The 19,700-nt window shown below is 62.6% G+C and carries 20 protein-coding genes, 1 tRNA gene and 2 pseudogenes; 10 read left to right on the top strand and 13 right to left on the bottom strand.

What is annotated here, in order from left to right:
- The first annotated feature begins 152 nt into the window (after positions 1-152).
- Positions 153-950, top strand: a complete 798-nt coding sequence (gene xth, locus M9955_18930) for an exodeoxyribonuclease III (GenBank protein MCO5083717.1) — start codon at positions 153-155, stop codon at positions 948-950.
- Between the two features lie 15 nt (positions 951-965).
- Here xth and M9955_18925 read toward each other — a convergent pair whose 3' ends face one another.
- Positions 966-1,541 (bottom strand): GNAT family N-acetyltransferase, encoded by a 576-nt coding sequence (locus M9955_18925; protein MCO5083716.1) that lies wholly within the window; start codon positions 1,539-1,541, stop codon positions 966-968.
- Positions 1,542-1,609: 68 nt separating this feature from the next.
- On the opposite strand from M9955_18925, the gene M9955_18920 reads away from it, so the two are divergent.
- Together M9955_18920 and M9955_18915 are read left to right on the top strand one after the other, a co-directional pair.
- A complete protein-coding gene (locus M9955_18920) occupies positions 1,610-2,938 on the top strand; it encodes a DNA polymerase IV (protein ID MCO5083715.1) in 1,329 nt (442 codons plus the stop codon).
- A gap of 144 nt (positions 2,939-3,082) precedes the next feature.
- A complete protein-coding gene (locus tag M9955_18915) occupies positions 3,083-3,952 on the top strand; it encodes a DMT family transporter (protein ID MCO5083714.1) in 870 nt (289 codons plus the stop codon).
- Between the two features lie 21 nt (positions 3,953-3,973).
- On the opposite strand, the gene M9955_18910 is transcribed toward M9955_18915, so the two are convergent.
- On the bottom strand, positions 3,974-4,630 hold the full coding sequence (locus M9955_18910; GenBank protein MCO5083713.1) for a hypothetical protein: 657 nt from the start codon (positions 4,628-4,630) through the stop codon (positions 3,974-3,976).
- A gap of 89 nt (positions 4,631-4,719) precedes the next feature.
- Positions 4,720-4,794 (bottom strand) — tRNA-Thr (locus tag M9955_18905).
- Between the two features lie 198 nt (positions 4,795-4,992).
- Here M9955_18905 and M9955_18900 point away from each other — a divergent pair.
- Together M9955_18900 and M9955_18895 are read left to right on the top strand one after the other, a co-directional pair.
- On the top strand, positions 4,993-5,763 hold the full coding sequence (locus M9955_18900) for an NAD kinase (GenBank protein ID MCO5083712.1): 771 nt from the start codon (positions 4,993-4,995) through the stop codon (positions 5,761-5,763).
- Between the two features lie 173 nt (positions 5,764-5,936).
- Positions 5,937-7,484: a DEAD/DEAH box helicase gene (locus M9955_18895; protein MCO5083711.1), complete on the top strand. Its 1,548-nt coding sequence runs from the start codon at positions 5,937-5,939 to the stop codon at positions 7,482-7,484.
- A 25-nt stretch (positions 7,485-7,509) separates the two neighbouring features.
- Here the strand turns inward: M9955_18895 and M9955_18890 are convergent, their stop codons facing one another.
- Positions 7,510-7,833 carry a TfoX/Sxy family protein gene (locus M9955_18890; protein MCO5083710.1) on the bottom strand — a complete coding sequence of 108 codons (324 nt, stop codon included), beginning with the start codon at positions 7,831-7,833 and terminating at the stop codon, positions 7,510-7,512.
- A gap of 68 nt (positions 7,834-7,901) precedes the next feature.
- Between M9955_18890 and M9955_18885 the strand changes: the two are divergent.
- Positions 7,902-8,400: pseudogene (locus tag M9955_18885) on the top strand (GFA family protein).
- A gap of 34 nt (positions 8,401-8,434) precedes the next feature.
- Here the strand turns inward: M9955_18885 and M9955_18880 are convergent.
- A complete protein-coding gene (locus M9955_18880; protein ID MCO5083709.1) occupies positions 8,435-8,692 on the bottom strand; it encodes a DUF2171 domain-containing protein in 258 nt (85 codons plus the stop codon).
- A gap of 76 nt (positions 8,693-8,768) precedes the next feature.
- Positions 8,769-9,152 carry a Fe-S cluster assembly scaffold SufA gene (sufA, locus tag M9955_18875; GenBank protein MCO5083708.1) on the bottom strand — a complete coding sequence of 128 codons (384 nt, stop codon included), beginning with the start codon at positions 9,150-9,152 and terminating at the stop codon, positions 8,769-8,771.
- Positions 9,153-9,326: 174 nt separating this feature from the next.
- Between sufA and M9955_18870 the strand changes: the two genes are divergently transcribed.
- Entirely contained in the window at positions 9,327-9,641 is a 315-nt protein-coding gene (locus tag M9955_18870; protein MCO5083707.1) for a DUF1236 domain-containing protein, read from the top strand.
- A 51-nt stretch (positions 9,642-9,692) separates the two neighbouring features.
- Here M9955_18870 and M9955_18865 read toward each other — a convergent pair whose 3' ends face one another.
- The 6 genes from M9955_18865 to M9955_18840 all read right to left on the bottom strand — a co-directional run bounded on the left by M9955_18865 (position 9,693) and on the right by M9955_18840 (position 16,421).
- Positions 9,693-10,079 (bottom strand): SUF system Fe-S cluster assembly protein, encoded by a 387-nt coding sequence (locus M9955_18865; protein ID MCO5083706.1) that lies wholly within the window; start codon positions 10,077-10,079, stop codon positions 9,693-9,695.
- 5 nt (positions 10,080-10,084) lie between these two features.
- Positions 10,085-11,326, bottom strand: coding sequence for a cysteine desulfurase (locus tag M9955_18860; GenBank protein ID MCO5083705.1), 1,242 nt, complete (start codon positions 11,324-11,326; stop codon positions 10,085-10,087).
- A gap of 167 nt (positions 11,327-11,493) precedes the next feature.
- Positions 11,494-12,762, bottom strand: coding sequence for a Fe-S cluster assembly protein SufD (sufD, locus tag M9955_18855; protein MCO5083704.1), 1,269 nt, complete (start codon positions 12,760-12,762; stop codon positions 11,494-11,496).
- A 5-nt stretch (positions 12,763-12,767) separates the two neighbouring features.
- On the bottom strand, positions 12,768-13,526 hold the full coding sequence (gene sufC, locus M9955_18850) for a Fe-S cluster assembly ATPase SufC (protein ID MCO5083703.1): 759 nt from the start codon (positions 13,524-13,526) through the stop codon (positions 12,768-12,770).
- Between the two features lie 56 nt (positions 13,527-13,582).
- Positions 13,583-15,103, bottom strand: coding sequence for a Fe-S cluster assembly protein SufB (gene sufB / locus M9955_18845; GenBank protein MCO5083702.1), 1,521 nt, complete (start codon positions 15,101-15,103; stop codon positions 13,583-13,585).
- Between the two features lie 157 nt (positions 15,104-15,260).
- On the bottom strand, positions 15,261-16,421 hold the full coding sequence (locus M9955_18840) for a cysteine desulfurase (protein MCO5083701.1): 1,161 nt from the start codon (positions 16,419-16,421) through the stop codon (positions 15,261-15,263).
- A gap of 222 nt (positions 16,422-16,643) precedes the next feature.
- Between M9955_18840 and M9955_18835 the strand changes: the two genes are divergently transcribed.
- The 3 genes and pseudogenes from M9955_18835 (at position 16,644) to M9955_18825 (ending at position 18,294) form a co-directional block, all read left to right on the top strand.
- Positions 16,644-17,318 carry an alpha/beta hydrolase gene (locus M9955_18835; protein MCO5083700.1) on the top strand — a complete coding sequence of 225 codons (675 nt, stop codon included), beginning with the start codon at positions 16,644-16,646 and terminating at the stop codon, positions 17,316-17,318.
- Positions 17,319-17,331: 13 nt separating this feature from the next.
- On the top strand, positions 17,332-17,985 hold the full coding sequence (locus tag M9955_18830; protein ID MCO5083699.1) for an FMN-binding negative transcriptional regulator: 654 nt from the start codon (positions 17,332-17,334) through the stop codon (positions 17,983-17,985).
- Positions 17,986-18,153: 168 nt separating this feature from the next.
- Positions 18,154-18,294: pseudogene (locus M9955_18825) on the top strand (DUF1508 domain-containing protein).
- 237 nt (positions 18,295-18,531) lie between these two features.
- On the opposite strand, the gene M9955_18820 reads toward M9955_18825, so the two are convergent.
- The gene (locus tag M9955_18820; GenBank protein MCO5083698.1) at positions 18,532-19,686 is read right to left on the bottom strand and encodes an anhydro-N-acetylmuramic acid kinase; all 1,155 of its coding nucleotides are present in this window, start codon (positions 19,684-19,686) and stop codon (positions 18,532-18,534) included.
- Positions 19,687-19,700: the final 14 nt, after the last annotated feature.

The raw sequence follows: 19,700 nt of genomic DNA, 5'->3' as shown, positions 1-19,700 counted from the left end.
CGGCGTTGCCGCCTCGGATGCCTCCGCCCCCGTCGCGGGCTTGAAAATCACGCGGCGACTCCTGACAGCTTCTGGCGGCTGCCCGCACGCGACCGCGGCGACGGCGGCTTTTTCCCCTGCCCGCATCGCGCTTGCCATGCTACGCAGCCGTCATGAAGATCGCGACCTGGAACATCAACGGCGTGCGCGCGCGCCTCGACAATCTGCTGCATTGGCTCAGGGAAAGCGCGCCCGACATCGCCTGCCTCCAGGAGATCAAGACGGTCGACGAGCAGTTTCCGCGCGCCGAGGTGGAGTCCCTCGGCTATCACGTCGAAACCCATGGCCAGAAGGGTTTCAACGGCGTCGCCATCCTGTCGAAGCTGAAGTTCGACGAGGTGAACCGGCGCCTTGCAGGCGACGATGAGGACGAGCAGGCGCGCTTCATCGAAGGCGTGTTCTCGACCGATCGCGGCGCGTTGCGCGTCGTCTCGCTCTATCTTCCCAACGGCAATCCGATCAACGAGGAGCGCAAGTTCGGCTACAAACTCCGCTGGATGGAGCGGCTGGAGCTTTGGGCAGCGAGGCGCCTTGCTCTGGAAGAGCCGCTGGTTCTGGCCGGCGACTACAACGTAATCCCCGAACCGATCGACGCGAAACACCCGGAGCAATGGGTCAATGACGCTCTTTTCCAGCCCGAGACGCGGCAGGCGTTTCGCAGGCTGGCCGGTCTCGGCTTCCTCGATGCGGTGCGCAGCGCGACCGATGGCGGCGACACGTTCACCTTCTGGGACTATCAGGCCGGCGCATGGCAAAAGAACAACGGAATCCGCATTGACCATCTGATGCTGTCGCCGGAAGCTGCTGACCGTCTCGTGTCGACCTCCATAGAAAAGCACGTCCGGGCCTGGGAAAAGCCGTCCGACCATGTGCCGGTAGCCGTCGAGCTCGACCTCGCCAAGCCGGCGTGACCTGCTGGCGCAATCTCACAATTCGAGACGCATGAGCGGTCGATTCGCTGTCTTCTGCGCCACCACAGCGAATCCCGCCCTGTCGAAGACGCGTTTCGAGCCGACGAACAGACCGAGCGAACTGGCATCCTTCGACAGAACCATCGGGCACGCCTCCAGCCTGCGAGCGCCGTTGTCGCGCGCGAAGCCGACGCCGGCGTTGACCAGCGCATGTGTCAGGCCCCTGCCCCGCGCATTGCGCCTGAGAAAGAAGCAGGAGATCGCCCAGACTGCCGGGTCCGTGGCGTCGGCCCGGTCGAGCGGCGCCGAGCTTCTGGCGACGTTGTTCCATTGCGGGACGTCGCCGCGTGGGCCGATCTGCATCCAGCCGACGGCACGATCCTGATCGAAGGCAAGCAATCCCGGCGGCGGTCCTTCCTCGATCCGGGCCCTGATGAACTGCTTCTTCTCTTCGCCCGTATGATTCTGTCGCATCTTCGGCGGCATGCGGAAATATGTGCACCAGCAGCCGTAGCAGGCGCCCTGCTTGCCGAAGAGATCCCCGAAAGACGGCCACAGATCGGGAGTCAGCGGCAATATGGTGACAGCCATGGCAGTATCCTCCGCGCCCAGCCTTGCCGGGGCACGTCGAGTGACGTAGCATTCCGCTTGTTCTCTTTATGTTCGCAAAGATGGGCGACGCTGTCAACGATCCGAAGCATGGTTTCTGCCGCGACTGCCTCGGCCGGCAGGCCTCGACCGTGGCCCGTTGCGCGGCGTGCGGGAGCCCCCGCATCATACGTCACGACGAGCTTTACGATCTGCATGTCGCACATATCGACTGCGACGCCTTCTATGCGTCGATCGAGAAACGCGATCGGCCGGAGCTTCGCGACCGCCCGGTGATCGTCGGCGGCGGCAAGCGTGGCGTCGTTTCCACCGCCTGCTATATTGCCCGCATCAACGGCGTCCGTTCCGCGATGCCGATGTTCAAGGCGCTGGAAGCCTGCCCCGAAGCGGTGGTGATCAAGCCGGACATGGAGAAATACGTACGCGTCGGGCGCGAGGTCCGGGCGATGATGCAGTCGCTGACGCCATTGGTCGAGCCGATCTCCATCGACGAGGCATTCCTCGACCTTGCCGGTACCGAACGGCTGCATGGTCTGCCGCCGGCGATCGTCCTGGCGCGCTTCGCCCGCGACGTGGAAAAGGAGATCGGCATCAGTGTTTCTGCCGGCCTCTCCTACTGCAAGTTCCTCGCCAAGGTCGCGTCGGATTTCCGCAAGCCGCGCGGTTTCTCCGTCATCGGCCGCATGGAGGCGATGGATTTCCTCGCACAGCAGCCCGTGACGCTCATCTGGGGCGTCGGCAAGGCATTCGCCGCCGTGCTCGAGCATGATGGAATCCGGACGATAGGCCAGATCCAGAAGCTGGAGCGGGCCGAACTGATGCGCCGATACGGCACGATGGGCGATCGCCTCTACCGTCTTTCGCGCGGCGAGGACGACCGGCGCGTCCACGCCGATCATGACGCCAAGAGCGTCTCGGCGGAAACGACCTTCGATACCGATCTGGCTTCGGCGGCCGACCTGGTGCCCGTGCTCAGAGCGCTTGCCGAGAAGGTATCCTCGCGCCTCAAACGGTCGGGTCTCGCCGGCCGCACTATCGTCCTGAAACTCAAGACGCACGACTTCAAGATCCGCACACGCAATCGCCAGCTTGCCGATCCGACGCAGCTCGCCGACCGCATTTTCCAGACAGGCCTGCAATTGCTGGACAAGGAGACGGACGGCACGAAATACCGCCTGCTCGGTATCGGCGTCAGCGACCTGTCCGGCTCCGACCGCGCCGATCCGCCGGACCTCGTCGATCACCAGGCGCAGAAGCGCGCTCTTGCCGAAGGCGCGATGGACGCATTGCGGGAGAAATTCGGGCGCGGTGCGGTGGAGACGGGTTACACGTTCGGCAAGGGCCGCAACGCCCACCCGCCGCAGCCGCTGGAGGAGTGAAAGATACCGCTGGCGGCTCGGCACCTTATTGCCCTGTCACGCTCTACAGGTCAGGGCCGCCAATTCATCCGATGAAGCCTTGGCACAGCCCTTTGTCCGAAGCGGGCATTGCCGCGCAAGGCACATCTTGTCATCAACCCCCTCATGACAGAACAGTCGATTCCCCGGGCCGCGATGTGGATGGCAGGCTCCATCGCCTGTTTCCTCACCATGTCGGTTGCCGGAAGGATCGTGACCGAAAGGCTCGACGTCTTTCAGGTCATGGAACTGCGCTCGGTTATCGGCTGGATCATGCTTTTGCCGCTCGTCATGCATGCCGGCGGCTTTCGCGCCATGCGGACCGCACAGCCCCTAAAACACCTGGCGCGCAATATCGCCCACTATTCCGGTCAGTACGGCTGGCTATACGCCCTGACCCTCATACCGTTGGCCGAACTTGTCTCCATCGAGTTCACTACGCCTATCTGGAGCGGCGTGCTGGCGGCCGTGTTCCTGGGAGAGCGGCTGAATCGGCGGAAGATAACCGCCATCGCGCTCGGGCTGGCCGGCGTCCTGATCATCGTGCGGCCCGGAGCAACGCAGATAGAGTTCGGTCATCTCGTCATGATCGCGGCCACTTTGTGCTTCGGCATATCGATGGCGCTGACCCGCTCGCTCACCATGAAGGACGGCGTCGTGCAGATCCTGTTCTGGATGCTGATCATCCAGTCCATCATCGGCCTCGTTCCGGCCGTACGGGTCTGGCAGACGCCGCCTGCCGATCTCTGGCCGGCCCTTCTCGTCGTCGCTTTCACCGGCACCTTTTCGCATTTCTGCCTGACGAGGGCCTTGTCTTATGCGGAAGTCACGGTGGTCTCGCCGATGGATTTTCTTCGCCTGCCGCTGGCCGCGCTGATCGGATGGGTTCTCTACAATGAAGGCTTCGATTCGATCTCAATCGCCGGCGCGGCGCTGATCCTCGTCGGCAATCTGATCAATCTCCGGCGGCGCAGCGTTGTCGTCGCCTCCGCCTGACGACAGGCCGATCGCGAGGAGCTATGCGGGCATATCGCTCCCGTCGTTCAGAATATCCCTTTCCTTGCGCATGTTGAGAAGCGCCTGCGCATCGAGGGAGCGAAATTCGGGCGTAAGGAAAACCGAACCCCGCGCGATCATCGGCTCCAGAAAGGCGGCGACTCGCCCCTTCCGATACGCGGCCTCGCCGTAGACGGACACATACTCACGCATCACGTCGCGGGCGTAGATTCGATAAGTTTCCCATGGCTGGCCGAGAATGGCCATGTCGAGATCAAGTACGAGATCGGTATCGCTGTCCGGCCCGACCTGATGTGTCTTTGTCGCCTCCACCATTGCGGCAGCGCGGTCCAGCACCGTGGCGTCGACCCTGCCCGCAAGCATCTCCCGCATTGCCTCGGCGCTACGCTCCTCATTGTCCCGGCGGGCGGGGTCGTAGATCGCGTCGTGGAAAAAGATCGCCAGACGCGCCGTATCCGCATCGCGAAATGCCGCCTCAAGCCGGTCGGCGCCGCGCAGCATGGAGTTGACGTGACGCAGATCGTGATAGTGGCGCCCCGGACCGGAATATTGCCGGAGCAGATACGTTCCGACGCTGGTAGACGTTTCCTCGCCGAGGCCGAGGCTACTGGCCAAGCTGCGCCAGTTCTCGTGGAAAGCGCGCGCTTCCTCATCCATGCCCGCCTCGTCAGGCCGTCTCCGGAAAATGCGAGTTTGATACGGGCCTGGCGATCCGTCCAGTCAGCGATAGCAGGTCATATCAAGGGTGGTGCCGGTTGAGGGGATTGAACCCCCGACCTTCGGTTTACAAAACCGCTGCTCTACCGCTGAGCTAAACCGGCCAAAAAGCATCGCATACGGATGCCGATCCGCGCGTGGAATTATCATATTGAACATCGCAGTAAAGATAAAAGTCGGTGTCAACGCGACCCGGCAGGCCGCTTCCGCGCGCAGCACGCGACAAGTTCGGCGGATGGCTGCTCTTTCGGCTCGGGTACCGGCGTGCTAACCCGTCCTTCCCTTCCTGCCCCCGGATCTCCATGGCCGCCAAGCTGAAGCTCTCTTTCGTTTCTTCCGACGCCGATGACGCCCGCGATGCGTGCAAACGCCTCGTCGCGCGCTATGGTCAGGCCGATCCACGTGACGCGGATGTCGTCGTGGCATTGGGCGGTGACGGCTTCCTGCTCCAGACCCTGCGCGACACGATGAGCACCGGCCGCCGCGTCTACGGCATGAACCGCGGCACGATCGGCTTCCTTATGAACGAGTTCCGCGAGGAGGGCCTGTATGAGCGCATCGCCGCTGCGCAGCCGGAGACCATCAGGCCGTTGGAAATGCATACGGTGTCGGAAGACGGTTCGACGCACAGCGCCCTCGCCATCAACGAGGTGTCTATCTTCCGTCAATCCTATCAGGCCGTGAAGGTCCGCGTGTGGGTGGACGGGAAACTGCGGATGAACGAACTGATCTGCGACGGGCTGATGGTGGCGACCCCGGCCGGCTCCACGGCTTACAATCTTTCGGCGCAGGGTCCGATCCTGCCGCTCGACGCCCCGTTGCTGGCCTTGACGCCCGTCAGTCCCTTCCGGCCCCGGCGATGGCGCGGGGCGCTGCTTTCCGACAAGGCGGAGGTGCGATTCGAGTTGCTCGAAGTGCGAAAGCGGCCGGCAAATGCCGTCGCGGATCACACGGAGGTCAAATCGGTGGTCTCCGTCACTATCCGCGAGGCCCCGAGCACTACTGCCACATTGCTCTTCGACCCCGACCATTCCTGGAACGAGCGCATTCTCACGGAGCAATTCCGTTATTAACCCCGCCAATTCCGGCTTCCGTTAAGGAAATTATGCTGGAAAGTGGCTGTTCACAGCCGATTGTGTTGACAAATCGGCATCTTGACCCTAGTGCAGCGCACAATATCAAGGGCGCGCGGCGCCTGGCGCAGCTCCATTTATCCGCGCGCACAAACACGCAAAGACGCGAAAACTTGTCATCAGACACACAGAACGCTCCTGACGCGATCACATTCGCAGACCTCGGTCTTTCCGAAAAGGTTCTTTCGGCGGTCATCGACGCCGGCTACACGGTACCGACGCCTATCCAGGCCGGCGCCATTCCGCACGCGCTGGAAGGCAAGGACGTGCTCGGCATAGCCCAGACGGGAACCGGCAAAACGGCCGCTTTTGTGCTGCCGATGATCACCCGGCTGGAAAAGGGACGTGCCCGGGCGCGCATGCCGCGCACCCTGATCCTCGAGCCGACGCGCGAACTCGCCGCGCAGGTTGAGGACAACTTCGTCAAATACGGCAAGAACCACCGGCTCAACATCGCCTTGCTTATCGGCGGCGTGTCGTTCGACGACCAGGAGCGCAAGCTCGAACGCGGCGCCGACGTGCTGATCGCGACTCCGGGCCGTCTGCTCGACCATTTCGAGCGCGGCAAATTGCTGCTGACCGGCGTCGACATCCTCGTCATCGACGAGGCCGACCGCATGCTCGACATGGGGTTCATTCCGGATATCGAGCGCATCTGCAAGCTGATCCCGTTCACGCGGCAGACCCTGTTCTTCTCGGCCACCATGCCGCCGGAGATCACCAAGCTCACCGAGCAGTTCCTGCATTCGCCCGTGCGGATCGAGGTGGCGAAGGCCTCTTCCACGGCGACGACCGTAACGCAGCGGCTGGTGAAATCCGGCTCGAAGCCGTGGGATAAGCGCTCGGTGCTGCGCGACCTGATCCGCGCCGAGGAAGCCGATCTCAAGAACGCGATCATCTTCTGCAACCGCAAGGTCGAGGTTTCGGAGCTTTTCCGGTCGCTCGTGAAGCATGATTTCGACGCGGGCGCCCTGCATGGCGACATGGACCAGCGGGCTCGCATGACCATGCTCAGCAACTTCCGCGACGGCAAGCTGAAGCTTCTGGTGGCGTCCGACGTTGCGGCCCGGGGCCTCGACATCCCGGATGTCAGCCATGTCTTCAATTACGACGTGCCGATCCATGCGGAGGATTATGTCCATCGTATCGGCCGCACCGGCCGCGCCGGACGGTCCGGCAAGGCGTTCACGATCGCGACGCGCAACGACACGAAGTATGTCGATGCGATCGAGAAGCTGATCCACAAGCAGATCGAATGGTATGATGGCGACCTGTCGACGCTCGTCGCCTCTCCCGACGGCGAGGATGAGAGGCCGCAGCGCGGGCGCGGGCGCGACCGATACGCCAAGAAGGATCGCGGAGAGCGGAAACCGCGCGATGAGCACAGGACAAAGGCACGCGGCGAAAAGAAGCCGGAGACCGTCGAATTCGTTGAAACCGCCGCGCTGGTTTCCGCCGAGGACGTCGCCGAGCGCCGCAGCCGCAAGGAGGCGATCCGGGCCGACAATGCCGAACGCCGCCAGCACAAGGACAGCCACGATCAGCGGCCAGGGGGCCGGTACGATCGTCCGCGCCGCGGCCGTGACGAAGACGACGTCAATACGGTCGTCGGTTTCGGCGACGACATGCCGGCGTTCATGAAGATCGCGGTGAAGGTCTAGCAGCGCTTCGGCGGCGCAGACGCCGCTATCTTGCCGCTCTTGTTCCGGCCTCATAGGCCTTCTTTGCCCAGGGCAGCATCTCGTCGGGATCGTCGAGCGCTCCGTCAGGCACCGTCCAGTACGGCATGGCGACGGCGTTTCCATGCCGCGAGTTCGTATAGACCCATTGTGTGCAGCCTGCCGCCGCGAAATCGGGAGCCGCTTCGGCGTCCGCCTTGAGCATCAGTTCGCCCCGGATCTCGATCGCGAAGATCACGCCATTGTGGTAAATGCCCTTGCCGCCAAACATGCGGCGGATCGAAACCGGTCCGAAGGCGGAGAACAGATCCGCTATGGCTTCGTTGTCCATAAGACGTTTCCCGCAACCAAACAGCCGGACTGCAGTTTGCACGGCCCGGCAACCGAAGGAAACCGTCCATGCCTATGCTTCTGAAAGGTTCCTGCCGCTGCGGCGCCGTGCGTTTCGAGGCCGGAAGCCACACACCGGTGCCCTATCAGCTCTGCTATTGCTCCATTTGCCGCAAGCAGCAGGGCGGCGGGGGCTACGCCATAAATCTCGGCGCGCCGTTCGAAACCATGAGGGTGTCGGGCAAGCGGAATATAGGTGTCTATCGGGCAACCATTCAGGATGACGAGCATCCGGTTTGCGAGGTTTCGACCGGAGAACGCAACTACTGCCGACGGTGCGGTTCGGCGCTGTGGCTCTATGACCCCACCTGGCCGGAGCTTGTGCATCCGTTCGCGTCCGCCGTCGATACGGAGCTGCCGAAGGCAGCCGCAGCGCACGCATCTCATGCTGAAATACAAGGCTTCCTGGGTTCAGCCGGCAATCGCCAAAGGCGATCTCTCCTTCGATCTCTACCCGGAGGAGTCCATCGCCGACTGGCATCGGCGAACGGGCATGTGGGTGTCATGAAAAGATCGTGCAGCGGCGACTGTCCGACCTGCAATCAAGCGGCGGAGTGATCGCCTTCTTCCTCGAAGGTCACGGCTACGTCGCCATTCGCCGACAGGCGAACCTTGCCGGCCTCGATTTCGGCGACGAGGGCAAGGGGGATGTAATGATGATGGCCTTTATGCGTGCCCATGCCGCTATCGGCCTTCGTCAGCTTGATGCGGTCGCCTTCGACGCGATCGACGGTGCCCACATGCACGCCATCGGCCCCGATAATCTCGGCGTGTTCCTTTATCTTGCTGTGCTCGATCATGATGTCGCTCCCATCCGGACTGCGCAGGAAACGCTGAAGTCCGAATAAGGATGCGTGACATAGGCAAAGTCGGCGTTCAGGCGGCTGCCGCCCTCGCCTCCGCAAGCGCCTTGAGGTCAGCCGGCTTCAGCTCCACCGATTCGCCGCAGCCGCAGGCCGAGCTTTGGTTCGGATTGCGGAAGGTAAAGCCTGTCCGCAACGTCGTCGTCTCGAAATCCATCTCGGTGCCGAGCAGGAACAGCGCGGCCTCGGGTGCCACATAGACATGCGCGCCGTCGCGCTCGACATGATCGTCCTTCGGATTTGGCTCGGTCACAAGGTCGATCGTGTATTCCATGCCGGCGCAGCCGCCTTTTTTAACGCCCACACGGATGCCGACCGCGCTGTCGCGGGTTTCGACAATCTCCCGCACACGCTCGGCGGCCCTGTCTGTCAGGCTGATGACGGCGAAACGTCCCATTCCAAAACTCCACTCGCGGCAGGTTCAAGGCCTGCGCAATATCGTGACTCTAGCTGAAGATGGTGAAGATTCCTACCGCCCGCAAGTCCGCCGCTTATGCGTCATCACATCCGTCAGGAACCGTTGTCCGATCCGGCAGTTTCTGGAAGTGAGGGACCACGGAGTTATGAACCCATGAAGAAAGCAATTCCCGTTGTCACCGCGGCAGCACTCCTGTTTTCGGGCGCGGCCTGGGCACAAGCGGTCGTCGTCAGCCCGGAAGATCAGATTATTATCCGCGAATATGTCGTGAAGCAGCCGCCCGCTGTGGTGGAACTGCCGAGCGACTATGACATCGTCGTCGGTGCCGAATTGCCCGATACGATCACGTTGACGCCGCTGGCAGCGCCGGGTCTGACAATGCAATACGAATACGTCGCGGTAGGCGACGACATCCTGCTCGTCGAGCCGGGGACCCGCCGGATCGTCGACGTATTGCGGCGCGAGTGATCGCACCAGTAAATCGCCACAACGCGAAGGGCTGGCGATCTGCGCCCGCCCTCAATACCAGCCGACGGCGACCTGCGCCTCTTCCGACATGCGGTCGGGCGTCCATGGCGGATCGAACACCATCTTCACGTCCACGCCGGAAACGCCTTCGACGGCGCTGACGGCATTCTCCACCCAGCCCGGCATCTCGCCCGCCACCGGACATCCGGGGGCCGTCAAGGTCATATCGATCTTGACGGAACGGTCGTCCTCGATGTCGATTTTATAGACCAGTCCGAGTTCGTAGATATCGGCAGGAATCTCGGGATCGTAGACGGTCTTGAGCGCCGCCACGATATCGTCCGTCAAACGCGCCAGCTCGTCGGCCGGTATAGCCGAAACCGATGCCCCGGACTGCGAAGCCGTGGCTTGGTCGATGTTTGCGGATGCGTCGTCCATATCGCTCACCCGAAGAACTTCCGCGCCTTTTCCAGCGCTTCTGCCAAGGCGTCAACCTCGGCCAGCGTGTTGTACATACCGAAGGATGCCCTGCATGTGGAGGTGACGCCGAACCGTTTCAACAGCGGTTGCGCGCAATGCGTGCCTGCCCGCACCGCGACGCCGGCTCGGTCGATGACCATCGAGACGTCATGCGCGTGGATGCCCTGAAGCTCGAAGGAAATGATTGCCCCTTTGTCCGGCGCGTCGCCGAAGATGCGCAGCGAGTTTATCGCGCGCAAGCGATCGTGGGCGTAGCGCTTCAGCTCCGCCTCATGCGCCGCGATCCGATCGCGCCCGACAGAGTCCATATAATCGAGCGCCGCTCCCAGCCCGATGGCCTGCACGATCGGGGGCGTGCCAGCCTCGAAACGATGCGGCGGGTCGTTATAGGTCACGACGTCTTCCGTCACCTCGACGATCATCTCGCCGCCACCCTGGAAGGGGCGCATGGCCTGCAAGCGCTCCTTCTTGCCGTAGAGCACGCCGATGCCGGACGGGCCATACACCTTGTGACCGGTGAAGACGAACCAGTCGCAGTCGAGGTCCTGCACGTCAACCGGCATATGGACGGCCGACTGGCTGCCGTCGACCAGCACGGGAATGCCGCGCTCGTGAGCGATGCGGCAGATCTCCTTGATCTGCGTGACCGTGCCCAGCGCGTTCGACATATGCGTGATGGCGACGAGCTTCGTGCGCTCCGTCAGGCACTTCTCGAAATCCTCGATATGGAAGGTGCCCTGATCGTCCACTGGCGCCCAGACGAGCTTCGCGCCTTGCCGCTCGCGGATGAAATGCCACGGCACGATGTTCGAGTGATGCTCCATGATGGAGAGGACGATCTCGTCGTCAGCGCCGATATTCGGCATGCCCCAGCCATAAGCGACCGTGTTGATGGCCGAGGTCGAATTCGATGTGAACACGATCTGGTCGACCGAAGGAGCGTTCAGAAAACGGCGAACGGTTTCCCTCGCCTTCTCGTAGGCGTCGGTCGCGGCATTCGACAGGAAATGCAGACCGCGATGAACATTGGCATATTCGTTGGCGTAGGCGTTCTGGATGGCATCGAGCACTGCCTGCGGCTTCTGGGCGGACGCACCATTGTCCAGATAGACCAGCGGCTTGCCGTAGACTTCGCGAGACAGAATCGGGAAGTCGCGGCGGATCGCCTCGACGTCGTAGGGAAGTGCTACGGATGACTGGTCCATCTTCAAAGCCCGTGCCAAAATCACCCCTCTCCGGCCCTTCGGGCCACCTCTCCTCAAAGGGGAGAGGAACCGCTGCCGCGATGCCGGCGCTCTTTCAGTTTTAGTTCCTTGCCTCTCTGGGGAGAGGTACCGAGCGAAGCGAGGCGGAGAAGGGTCAACCTACCTGCTCACCCATGCGTTGCGAACCAGTCCTCGAGCCGCGCTTCCAGCGCCTCGACAACCGGCTCGTTTTCCAGTTCCTCGATCACCTCGGCGAGGAACGCCTTTACCAGCAGGCCCCGCGCCGTCTTCTCGTCGATGCTGCGCGCCATCATGTAGAAGAGATGATTGCGATCGATCTCGGTGACGGTCGCGCCATGGCCGCAGGCGACGTCGTCGGCGAATATTTCCAGCTCGGGCTTGCTCGAAAACTCGCCGTCATCCGAAAGCAGCAGCGTGTTGCAGGCCATCTTGGCATCGGTCTTCTGCGCGACCTGATGCACGTTGATGCGGCCCTGGAACACACCCTGCGCGCGCCCCGTCACGACATTGCGGACCAGTTCGCGAGAGCCCGTGTTCGGCACGGCATGGTCGAGCACCATGGTGACGTCGGTGTGGGTGTTGCCGGCCAAAAGGTTGACGCCGCGAAGCTGGAAATCCGATCCCTCGCCCTTCGTGGTGACCCGGATCTCCTGACGCACCAGCTTGCCGCCGGCATTCATGACGAACAGCGTCAGCTTCGCGTTCTTGCCGATCCAGGCATTGAACTGGCCAAGATGCGTCGCGCCATCGGGCTGCGCCTGCACGATGACGTAAAGCACCTCGGCATCGTCGCCGACCAGCAGATTGCCTACCGAGGAAACCAGCGCCGCATCGGTTCCGGTATGGTGCTCGACGATGCCCGCCCTGGCGCCGTCGCCGACGCGCACTGGCACGCGCACATGCACCTGCCCGCCGGCCTGCACATTCTGGATCTCGACCGGCGCGTCCATCTCGGTACCGGCCGCGATGTCAACAAAGTAACCGTCGGCGGCGAATGCCACATTCAGTGCGCCGATCGTATCGTCGGAGCCTTGCGGCTCCAGCGCCGCGGCCAGCGAGCCGTCGATCAGCTTGTCGGCAACGCGCTCGATCGACAATCCTTCAACCTTGGGCAACTTTGCCGACGACACGCCATTGAGCAGCGGCAGAACGGTCGAACCTTCAACGACCGGCGCCACCACCTTCGCGGTCAAAGTACCGTCGAATTCCGGCACCGTCGTCAACAGCCGGCGCAGATCCGTATAGTGCCAGGCCTCGATCCGCTTGGTCGGCAGGCCGAGCTTCAGTTGCTCCACCGCGTTGTCGCGCTTGATCATGACGACGCCATCGCCCGGCAAATCCGCCAATCGGGCGCCGAAAGCATCGATCAGCGCGCTTTCCGCCTTCGTGCGCGGCGGTGCTGCGTGCATGTTCATGACGTTCACTCCGCCGCCTCCTGGATGAAGCCGGCATAGCCATGGGCCTCGAGATCGTGCGCCAGCGTCTTGTCGCCGGACTTGATGACCTGCCCCCTGTAGAGGACGTGCACGGTGTCCGGCACGATATAGTCCAGCAAACGCTGGTAGTGGGTGATGACGATCACCGCACGGTCCGGCGCGCGCAGCGAATTCACGCCATCCGCAACGATCTTGAGCGCGTCGATGTCAAGGCCGGAATCGGTCTCGTCGAGAACGCAGAGCTTCGGCTCCAGGAGCTTCATCTGCAGGATTTCGGCCCGCTTCTTCTCGCCACCCGAGAAGCCGACATTCAGCGGCCGCTTGAGCATGGCCATGTCCATGTCGAGCGAAGCGGTCGCTTCCTTCACGCGCTTGAGGAAATCCGGAACCTTGAGCGGTTCCTCGCCGCGCGCCTTGCGCTGCGCGTTCATGGCGACCTTCAAAAACTCCATCGTCGCCACGCCCGGTATCTCCATCGGATATTGGAAGGCGAGGAAGATGCCCTTGACGGCGCGCTCGGCCGGATCGAGATCGAGGATAGACTCGCCATTGTAAAGAATGTCGCCCTCGGTGACCTCACAGTCATCGCGGCCGGCGAGAATATAGGAGAGCGTCGACTTGCCGGACCCATTCGGCCCCATGATGGCAGCCACCTCGCCCGCGTTCACGGTCAGGTTCAGGCCACGGATGATCTCCGTGTCCGTATCGGCGATCTTGGCGTGAAGGTTTCTGATTTCAAGCATTGTTCTTTGGCTTTCAAATCCGTTTCGCGAAAGTCACACGTGATCCAGTCGGCGGACTATCCCACGCTCCCCTCAAGCGAGATGTTGATCAGCTTCTGCGCCTCGACGGCGAATTCCATCGGCAACTCCTGGATGACCTCGCGCACGAAGCCGTTGACGATGAGGGCGATCGCCTCTTCCTCAGGGATGCCGCGCTGCATGACGTAAAACTTGGCGTCTTCGGAAATCTTGGAGGTGGTCGCCTCGTGCTCGAATTGCGCCGTGGAGTTCTTCGCCTCGATATAGGGAACGGTATGCGCTCCGCACCGGTCGCCGATCAGAAGCGAGTCGCAATTGGTGAAGTTGCGCGCATTGGCGGCCTTGCGATGCGCCGAGACCTGTCCGCGATAGGTATTCTGCGAGAAGCCCGCCGCAATGCCTTTGGAGATGATGCGGCTCGACGTGTTCTTGCCGAGATGGATCATCTTGGTGCCGCTGTCGACCTGCTGGTAACCGTTCGAGACGGCGATGGAGTAGAACTCGCCGCGTGAATCGTCGCCGCGCAGGATACAGGACGGGTACTTCCAGGTGATGGCCGAACCGGTCTCCACCTGCGTCCACGAGATCTTGGAGCGGTCGCCACGGCAATCGCCGCGCTTGGTGACAAAGTTGTAGATGCCGCCCTTGCCTTGCGCGTCGCCGGGATACCAGTTCTGGACGGTCGAATATTTGATCTCGGCATCATCCAGCGCGATCAATTCGACGACGGCTGCGTGAAGCTGGTTCTCGTCGCGCTGCGGCGCGGTGCAGCCTTCGAGATAGGAGACGTAGGCCCCCTCCTCCGCGATGATCAGCGTGCGCTCGAACTGGCCGGTGTTCTTCTCGTTGATACGGAAATAGGTCGAGAGTTCCATCGGGCAGCGCACGCCCTTCGGCACGAAGACGAAGGAACCGTCGGTGAAGACCGCCGAATTCAGCGTGGCGTAGAAATTGTCGGTGGTCGGCACGACCGAGCCGAGATATTTTTTCACCAGTTCCGGATGCTCGCGGATGGCTTCCGAGATCGAGCAGAAGATGACGCCGGCCTTGGCCAGTTCCTCCTTGAAGGTGGTGACAACCGACACGCTATCGAACACCGCGTCGACGGCCACGCGGCCGGTCTTGTAGATGTTGTCGTTGTCGGCGCTCTCGCCGTCGGCAGGCGCCGCCTTCTTCACACCCGCCAGAATCTCCTGCTCCTTCAACGGAATGCCGAGCTTCTCGTAGACCTTGAGCAGTTCCGGATCGACCTCGTCCAGCGACTTCGGTCCGGTCTGGTTCTTCGGCGCTGCGTAGTAGTGGATGTCCTGGAAGTCGATCTTCGGATAGTCGACGCGCGCCCAAGTCGGCTCCTCCAGCGTCAGCCACCGGCGAAACGCCTCCAGACGCCATTCGAGCATCCAGTCCGGCTCGTTCTTCTTGCTGGAGATGAACCGGATGATGTCCTCGTTCAGGCCCTTGGGGGCCTTGTCCGTCTCGATCTCGGTCTCGAATCCATATTTGTATTGGTCGACGTCGATCTTCTTGACGCGATCGATCGTCTCCTGCACGGCAGGCATCGGCGTTCTCCATCCATGCCGGGTTCAAGGCCCGGCCGTTTTCAAACTATGGCACCATGGGGCGGCGTGCGCTCCATATAGTGCCTCTCGCGCCGGCTTTCACCCCGGCAGGACCGCGCAATCGCGCAGTCCAGATATGCGTCCTGACCAAAGCCGCCTAAGCTGCCCTGGTGACTTCGCGGCGACGCGACAGGATGCCGGCCAGCGCCGCCTTGAACAGTTCGACGTCTTTGTCGGTCGTAGACATGCCGATGGAGACGCGCAGCGCGCCTGCACGGTCGCCAAAACCCATGGCCTTCAGCACATGGCTGGGGCCTACTTTTCCCGACGAACAAGCGGAACCCGCCGAGAGCGCCACCCCAGCCAGATCGAAGGCGATCTGCGCCGTTTCGGCCTTTATGCCAGGCAAAGCGAAGAAGGTCGTGTTGGGCAGCCGCGATGCGCCAACGCCAAAAATCTCGACGGCGGAATCGCTTGCCCGCAGATGCCCCTCAATCGAATCACGCCGCTCACGTATCGATTCAACATACGGCAGTTCAGCCAGCGCCTCACGCGCAGCCGCTCCGAAGCCGGCAATTCCCGCCACGTTCTCCGTACCGGCGCGATGGCCCTTTTCCTGCCCGCCACCGGCAACGAGCGGCAGCGGCATCATCAGATCGGAAGCCGCCACAATCGCGCCGGCGCCTTTCGGCCCGCCGATCTTGTGCGAAGAGAGAATCAGGTAATCGGCGTAACCGGCCGATATATCCACGGGAATTCGACCTACGGCCTGAACGGCGTCGAGCACGATCACAGCGCCTGCGGTCCGCGCGATGCGCGAGACTTCATCGACAGGCTGGATCACGCCGGTCTCATTGTTGGCATGGTGCAGCGCGACGAGCGGCAGCCCGTCATCCTTTTCGTGCCCGGCAAGGGCCGCTTCAAGAGCGCCAAGGTCTACGACGCCGTTTCGGTCGACACCGACGCGCGTCACGGCTGTCCCGTCGAACCCGCCGCCGCCCAGAAGACAGGGATGGTCCGATGCGCAGACGTAAAGATGCGACATGCGGACCGCGCCGCGCCCCATCCGCCACCCGGGCGAGAGCAACGTGGATGCGGCTTCGGTCGCGCCCGACGTGAACGCCACATGGTCGGGCTTCGCGCTGACCAGCGCCGCCACGCCACGCCGCGCTTCCTCGACAATTGCCCGCGCCGCCCTGCCCTCGGCATGGACGGATGACGGATTGGCCGCGGCCAGAGCATCGACCATAGCCGAGCGAGCGCTCTCCCGCAGCGGAGCGCTTGCATTGTGGTCGAGATATGCGCGCTCCACGGCCATTTCGCCGTCAATTCACCCTGTTGCTGCGCCTTGCCCGGCCTCGGCGCGTTATTTCCTTGAAATGACGAACGCAGGCGTCCTATTTACCCGCCTTGTCAAGCGGCGGCGCGGGCCGCCAGTTTTGAACCGTTCTAAACTAGCTTCTAGGGAGGCCCGGGGGCTCCGTCAAGGCCGAAGGGGCCGGATCGGGCCCGGCCTGAGTTCGAAGCGCACGGAGTATAGATGCCCGAGGTTATTTTCAACGGTCCTGCCGGTCGGCTGGAAGGTCGCTACCAGCCTTCCAAGGAGAAGAACGCGCCGATCGCCATCGTGCTGCACCCGCATCCGCAGTTCGGCGGGACGATGAACAACAAGATCGTCTACGACCTCTTCTATATGTTCCAAAAACGCGCCTTCACGACGCTGCGTTTCAACTTCCGCGGCATAGGCCGCAGCCAGGGCGAGTTCGACCATGGCGCTGGCGAGTTGTCGGATGCCGCGGCCGCGCTCGACTGGGTGCAGTCGCTGCATCCCGATTCCAAGACCTGCTGGGTGGCAGGTTATTCCTTCGGCGCGTGGATCGGCATGCAGCTGCTGATGCGCCGTCCCGAGATCGAGGGGTTCATCTCGATCGCGCCGCAACCCAACATCTACGACTTCTCGTTCCTCGCCCCCTGTCCCTCTTCGGGCCTCATCATCCACGGCGACGCGGACAAGGTCGCGCCGCCGAAGGACGTCCAGACGCTGGTCGACAAGCTGCATACGCAAAAGGGCATCACCATCACGCAGAAGACGCTGCCCGGCGCGAACCACTTCTTCGCCAATGATGCGCAACTGCTGCTCGACGAGTGTGCAGACTATCTCGACCGCCGGCTTGCCGGCGAACTGTCAGACCAGAGAACCAAACGGCTTCGCTGAGCGGGAACCGGCCGTGTACCAGCCTCCCCATTTCCAGGAGACCCGGCTGGAGGTTCTTCACGAACTGATCCGAGCCCATCCGCTCGGCCTGCTGATCTGCAATGGCGAGGACGGACCGGTTGCGAATCCGTTGCCCTTTCTTCTCGACGCGGACGCCGCGCCCAAGGGCGTTCTCCGCGCCCACCTGTCGCGCGCCAATCCGCAATGGCAGGCGATCCGGGCGCTGGCCGAAATACCGGTGCTTGTCGTCTTCCAGGGCGTGGATACGTATGTGACGCCCTCGTGGTACGAGACCAAGCGGCAGACGGGAAAGGTCGTGCCCACCTGGAACTACGCCATGGTTCAGGCGCGCGGGCGGGCTGTCGTCAGGGAAGACGCGGCGTGGCTCGGCCAGCAGATTGCGGCGCTCACGAACGCACATGAAGCGCCGCGTGCGGAGCCGTGGCATGTCTCCGACGCTCCGGACGCCTTCATTGCCGGCCAGATGAAGGGGATCGTGGGCATCGAGATCGAAATCGCGGAATTGAACGGCAAATGGAAGGCGAGCCAGAACCGTCCCGCGGAGGATCGGGCGGGCGTCGCCGAAGGTCTCGCCGCAGCGGACGATCACATATCGAAGACGATGGCCGAACTCGTCGCCGGCTACGGCAGTCGCGACAAGCGGTAAACGAGTTCGGCTACTGGTGGCGCGCTACCGAATCGGCCGCCGCAAGAGCTCCAACCCACAAGATGTTGTGCAGTCATTCGCCGGCGAGCGATCTTTGCTCGACAGGCCAGTTGACGAATGTCAGCGTTATCCTTGCAGTCGAATCAGTGCCTGCGACAGGGGATCAAAATGAGCACATTCGAGGTCTACAAGGATAAGAAGGGCGAAACCCGTTTTCGCTACCGTGCGAACAACGGGGAGATCGTTTTCAGTTCGGAAGGATACAAGGCCAAGGCCTCAGCGCTGAAGTCCATCGAATCCCTTAAGAAGGGCGTCGCCGAGGCGAAAATCGAGGATCAGACCGTGGTCGCCAAGCCTGCGAAGGCGCCGGCAAAAGCGGCTGCCGCAAAGCCCGCTGCCAAGGCCGCCAACGGGAAAGCTTCGGCAAAGGCCGCCGCGAAGCCTGCAGCAGCGCCAAAGGCAGCGGCGAAGTCCAAGCCTCCGGCAAAGCCGAAAGCGGCAGCGAAACCGAAAGCCGCCGCCAAGGCCTGATCCGTTCGAGCCCTTCTACCGCGTCGCGTCACCGCGTGGCGGAAAGGCAAGTACGCCGCCGGTTACAGCCTGACGGCAGCCTGTGGTTGTCGGAAATGTGAGCGGCAGGTCGCGCGCTGAGCGGACGGCGAGATGTGCCCAGGCTTCAGCCTCGGTGAAGTCGCCGTTCATGCCGACATCCTCGGCGGTAAGCACTTTCGCGTGCGTTTTTTCGGCTCCTGCGTGCAGGTCGCGCAGGATGTGGGGGTTTTTGCGCCCGCCGCCGCAGACGATCCAGAGCTTCGGCGGCCTCGGAAGGTGTTCAACGCATCTAAGGATCGCTTCCGCTGAAACGGCGGCAAGCGTTCGTGCGCCGTCGGCAAGTTCCAGGCCTTCCGCCTCCGCGAGGGTGAAATCGTTGCGGTCCAACGATTTCGGCCCCGGTTTTTCGAAGAAGGGCCTGGCGAGGTAGCGATCGACCACAGCACGCACCGTCGTGCCCTCGCTGGCGATCGCGCCATCCGCATCGAACGGAATGCCGCCCTGACGCGATACCCACTGGTCGATCAGCGCGTTGCCGGGTCCTGTATCGAAGGCAACCGGATCGTCCGTTTCCGACACGTAGGTAATGTTGGATATGCCGCCGATGTTGACGAAACAGACGGGGAATTTCCCGGCAAGGTCTTCGCCGCGCGAGCGCGCCAACGCGGTATGATAGGCCGGGACCAGCGGCGCGCCCTGTCCGCCGTGCCGCATGTCGTTGGCGCGCATGTCGTAGACGACAGGAATTCCTGTCAGTTGCGCCAGCTTGCCTCCGTCGCCGAGTTGGACGGTGAGCGCCTGCTGCGGCCGATGCAGCACCGTCTGGCCGTGAAAGCCGATCAGATCGACCGAGGCGGCGTCGACGCGATTGTTGCGAAGGAAGGTGTCGACGGCTTCCGCGTGGCGTCGGGAAATCTCGCGCTCGATATCCGCCAGATCGCCCGGCCGCTGTTCCCGTGCGGTGATCGTCTTAGCAGTTTCAAGTGCGCCTTCCAGCCGCCGCCGGAAGGCAGCGTCATAGGGAACGAACAGATTGCCGCGAAATTCCAGATGATCGACGCCGTCCGTCGTCAGCATCGCGACATCGATGCCGTCCATGGAGGTGCCGCTCATCAGGCCGATCGCCGTCAGGGGTCCGTCGCGCTTCATTCCCGCTCCGCCTT

The organism is Rhizobiaceae bacterium (genome assembly GCA_023953845.1).
GTDB lineage: Bacteria > Pseudomonadota > Alphaproteobacteria > Rhizobiales > Rhizobiaceae > Arvimicrobium.
The sequence above is the reverse complement of the archived record's forward strand: the minus strand, read 5'-3'. Positions and strand labels throughout refer to the sequence as shown.

Excerpts from the sequence above, each read along its gene's own strand:
- xth (MCO5083717.1), top strand. The coding sequence starts at position 153 with ATGAAGATCGCGACCTGGAACATCAACGGCGTGCGCGCGCGCCTCGAC.
- M9955_18925 (MCO5083716.1), bottom strand. The coding sequence starts at position 1,541 with ATGGCTGTCACCATATTGCCGCTGACTCCCGATCTGTGGCCGTCTTTC.
- M9955_18920 (MCO5083715.1), top strand. The coding sequence starts at position 1,610 with ATGTTCGCAAAGATGGGCGACGCTGTCAACGATCCGAAGCATGGTTTC.
- M9955_18915 (MCO5083714.1), top strand. The coding sequence starts at position 3,083 with ATGACAGAACAGTCGATTCCCCGGGCCGCGATGTGGATGGCAGGCTCC.
- M9955_18910 (MCO5083713.1), bottom strand. The coding sequence starts at position 4,630 with ATGGATGAGGAAGCGCGCGCTTTCCACGAGAACTGGCGCAGCTTGGCC.
- M9955_18900 (MCO5083712.1), top strand. The coding sequence starts at position 4,993 with ATGGCCGCCAAGCTGAAGCTCTCTTTCGTTTCTTCCGACGCCGATGAC.
- M9955_18890 (MCO5083710.1), bottom strand. The coding sequence starts at position 7,833 with ATGGACAACGAAGCCATAGCGGATCTGTTCTCCGCCTTCGGACCGGTT.
- M9955_18880 (MCO5083709.1), bottom strand. The coding sequence starts at position 8,692 with ATGATCGAGCACAGCAAGATAAAGGAACACGCCGAGATTATCGGGGCC.
- sufA (MCO5083708.1), bottom strand. The coding sequence starts at position 9,152 with ATGGGACGTTTCGCCGTCATCAGCCTGACAGACAGGGCCGCCGAGCGT.
- M9955_18870 (MCO5083707.1), top strand. The coding sequence starts at position 9,327 with ATGAAGAAAGCAATTCCCGTTGTCACCGCGGCAGCACTCCTGTTTTCG.
- M9955_18865 (MCO5083706.1), bottom strand. The coding sequence starts at position 10,079 with ATGGACGACGCATCCGCAAACATCGACCAAGCCACGGCTTCGCAGTCC.
- M9955_18860 (MCO5083705.1), bottom strand. The coding sequence starts at position 11,326 with ATGGACCAGTCATCCGTAGCACTTCCCTACGACGTCGAGGCGATCCGC.
- sufD (MCO5083704.1), bottom strand. The coding sequence starts at position 12,762 with ATGAACATGCACGCAGCACCGCCGCGCACGAAGGCGGAAAGCGCGCTG.
- sufC (MCO5083703.1), bottom strand. The coding sequence starts at position 13,526 with ATGCTTGAAATCAGAAACCTTCACGCCAAGATCGCCGATACGGACACG.
- sufB (MCO5083702.1), bottom strand. The coding sequence starts at position 15,103 with ATGCCTGCCGTGCAGGAGACGATCGATCGCGTCAAGAAGATCGACGTC.
- M9955_18840 (MCO5083701.1), bottom strand. The coding sequence starts at position 16,421 with ATGGCCGTGGAGCGCGCATATCTCGACCACAATGCAAGCGCTCCGCTG.
- M9955_18835 (MCO5083700.1), top strand. The coding sequence starts at position 16,644 with ATGCCCGAGGTTATTTTCAACGGTCCTGCCGGTCGGCTGGAAGGTCGC.
- M9955_18820 (MCO5083698.1), bottom strand. The coding sequence starts at position 19,686 with ATGAAGCGCGACGGACCCCTGACGGCGATCGGCCTGATGAGCGGCACC.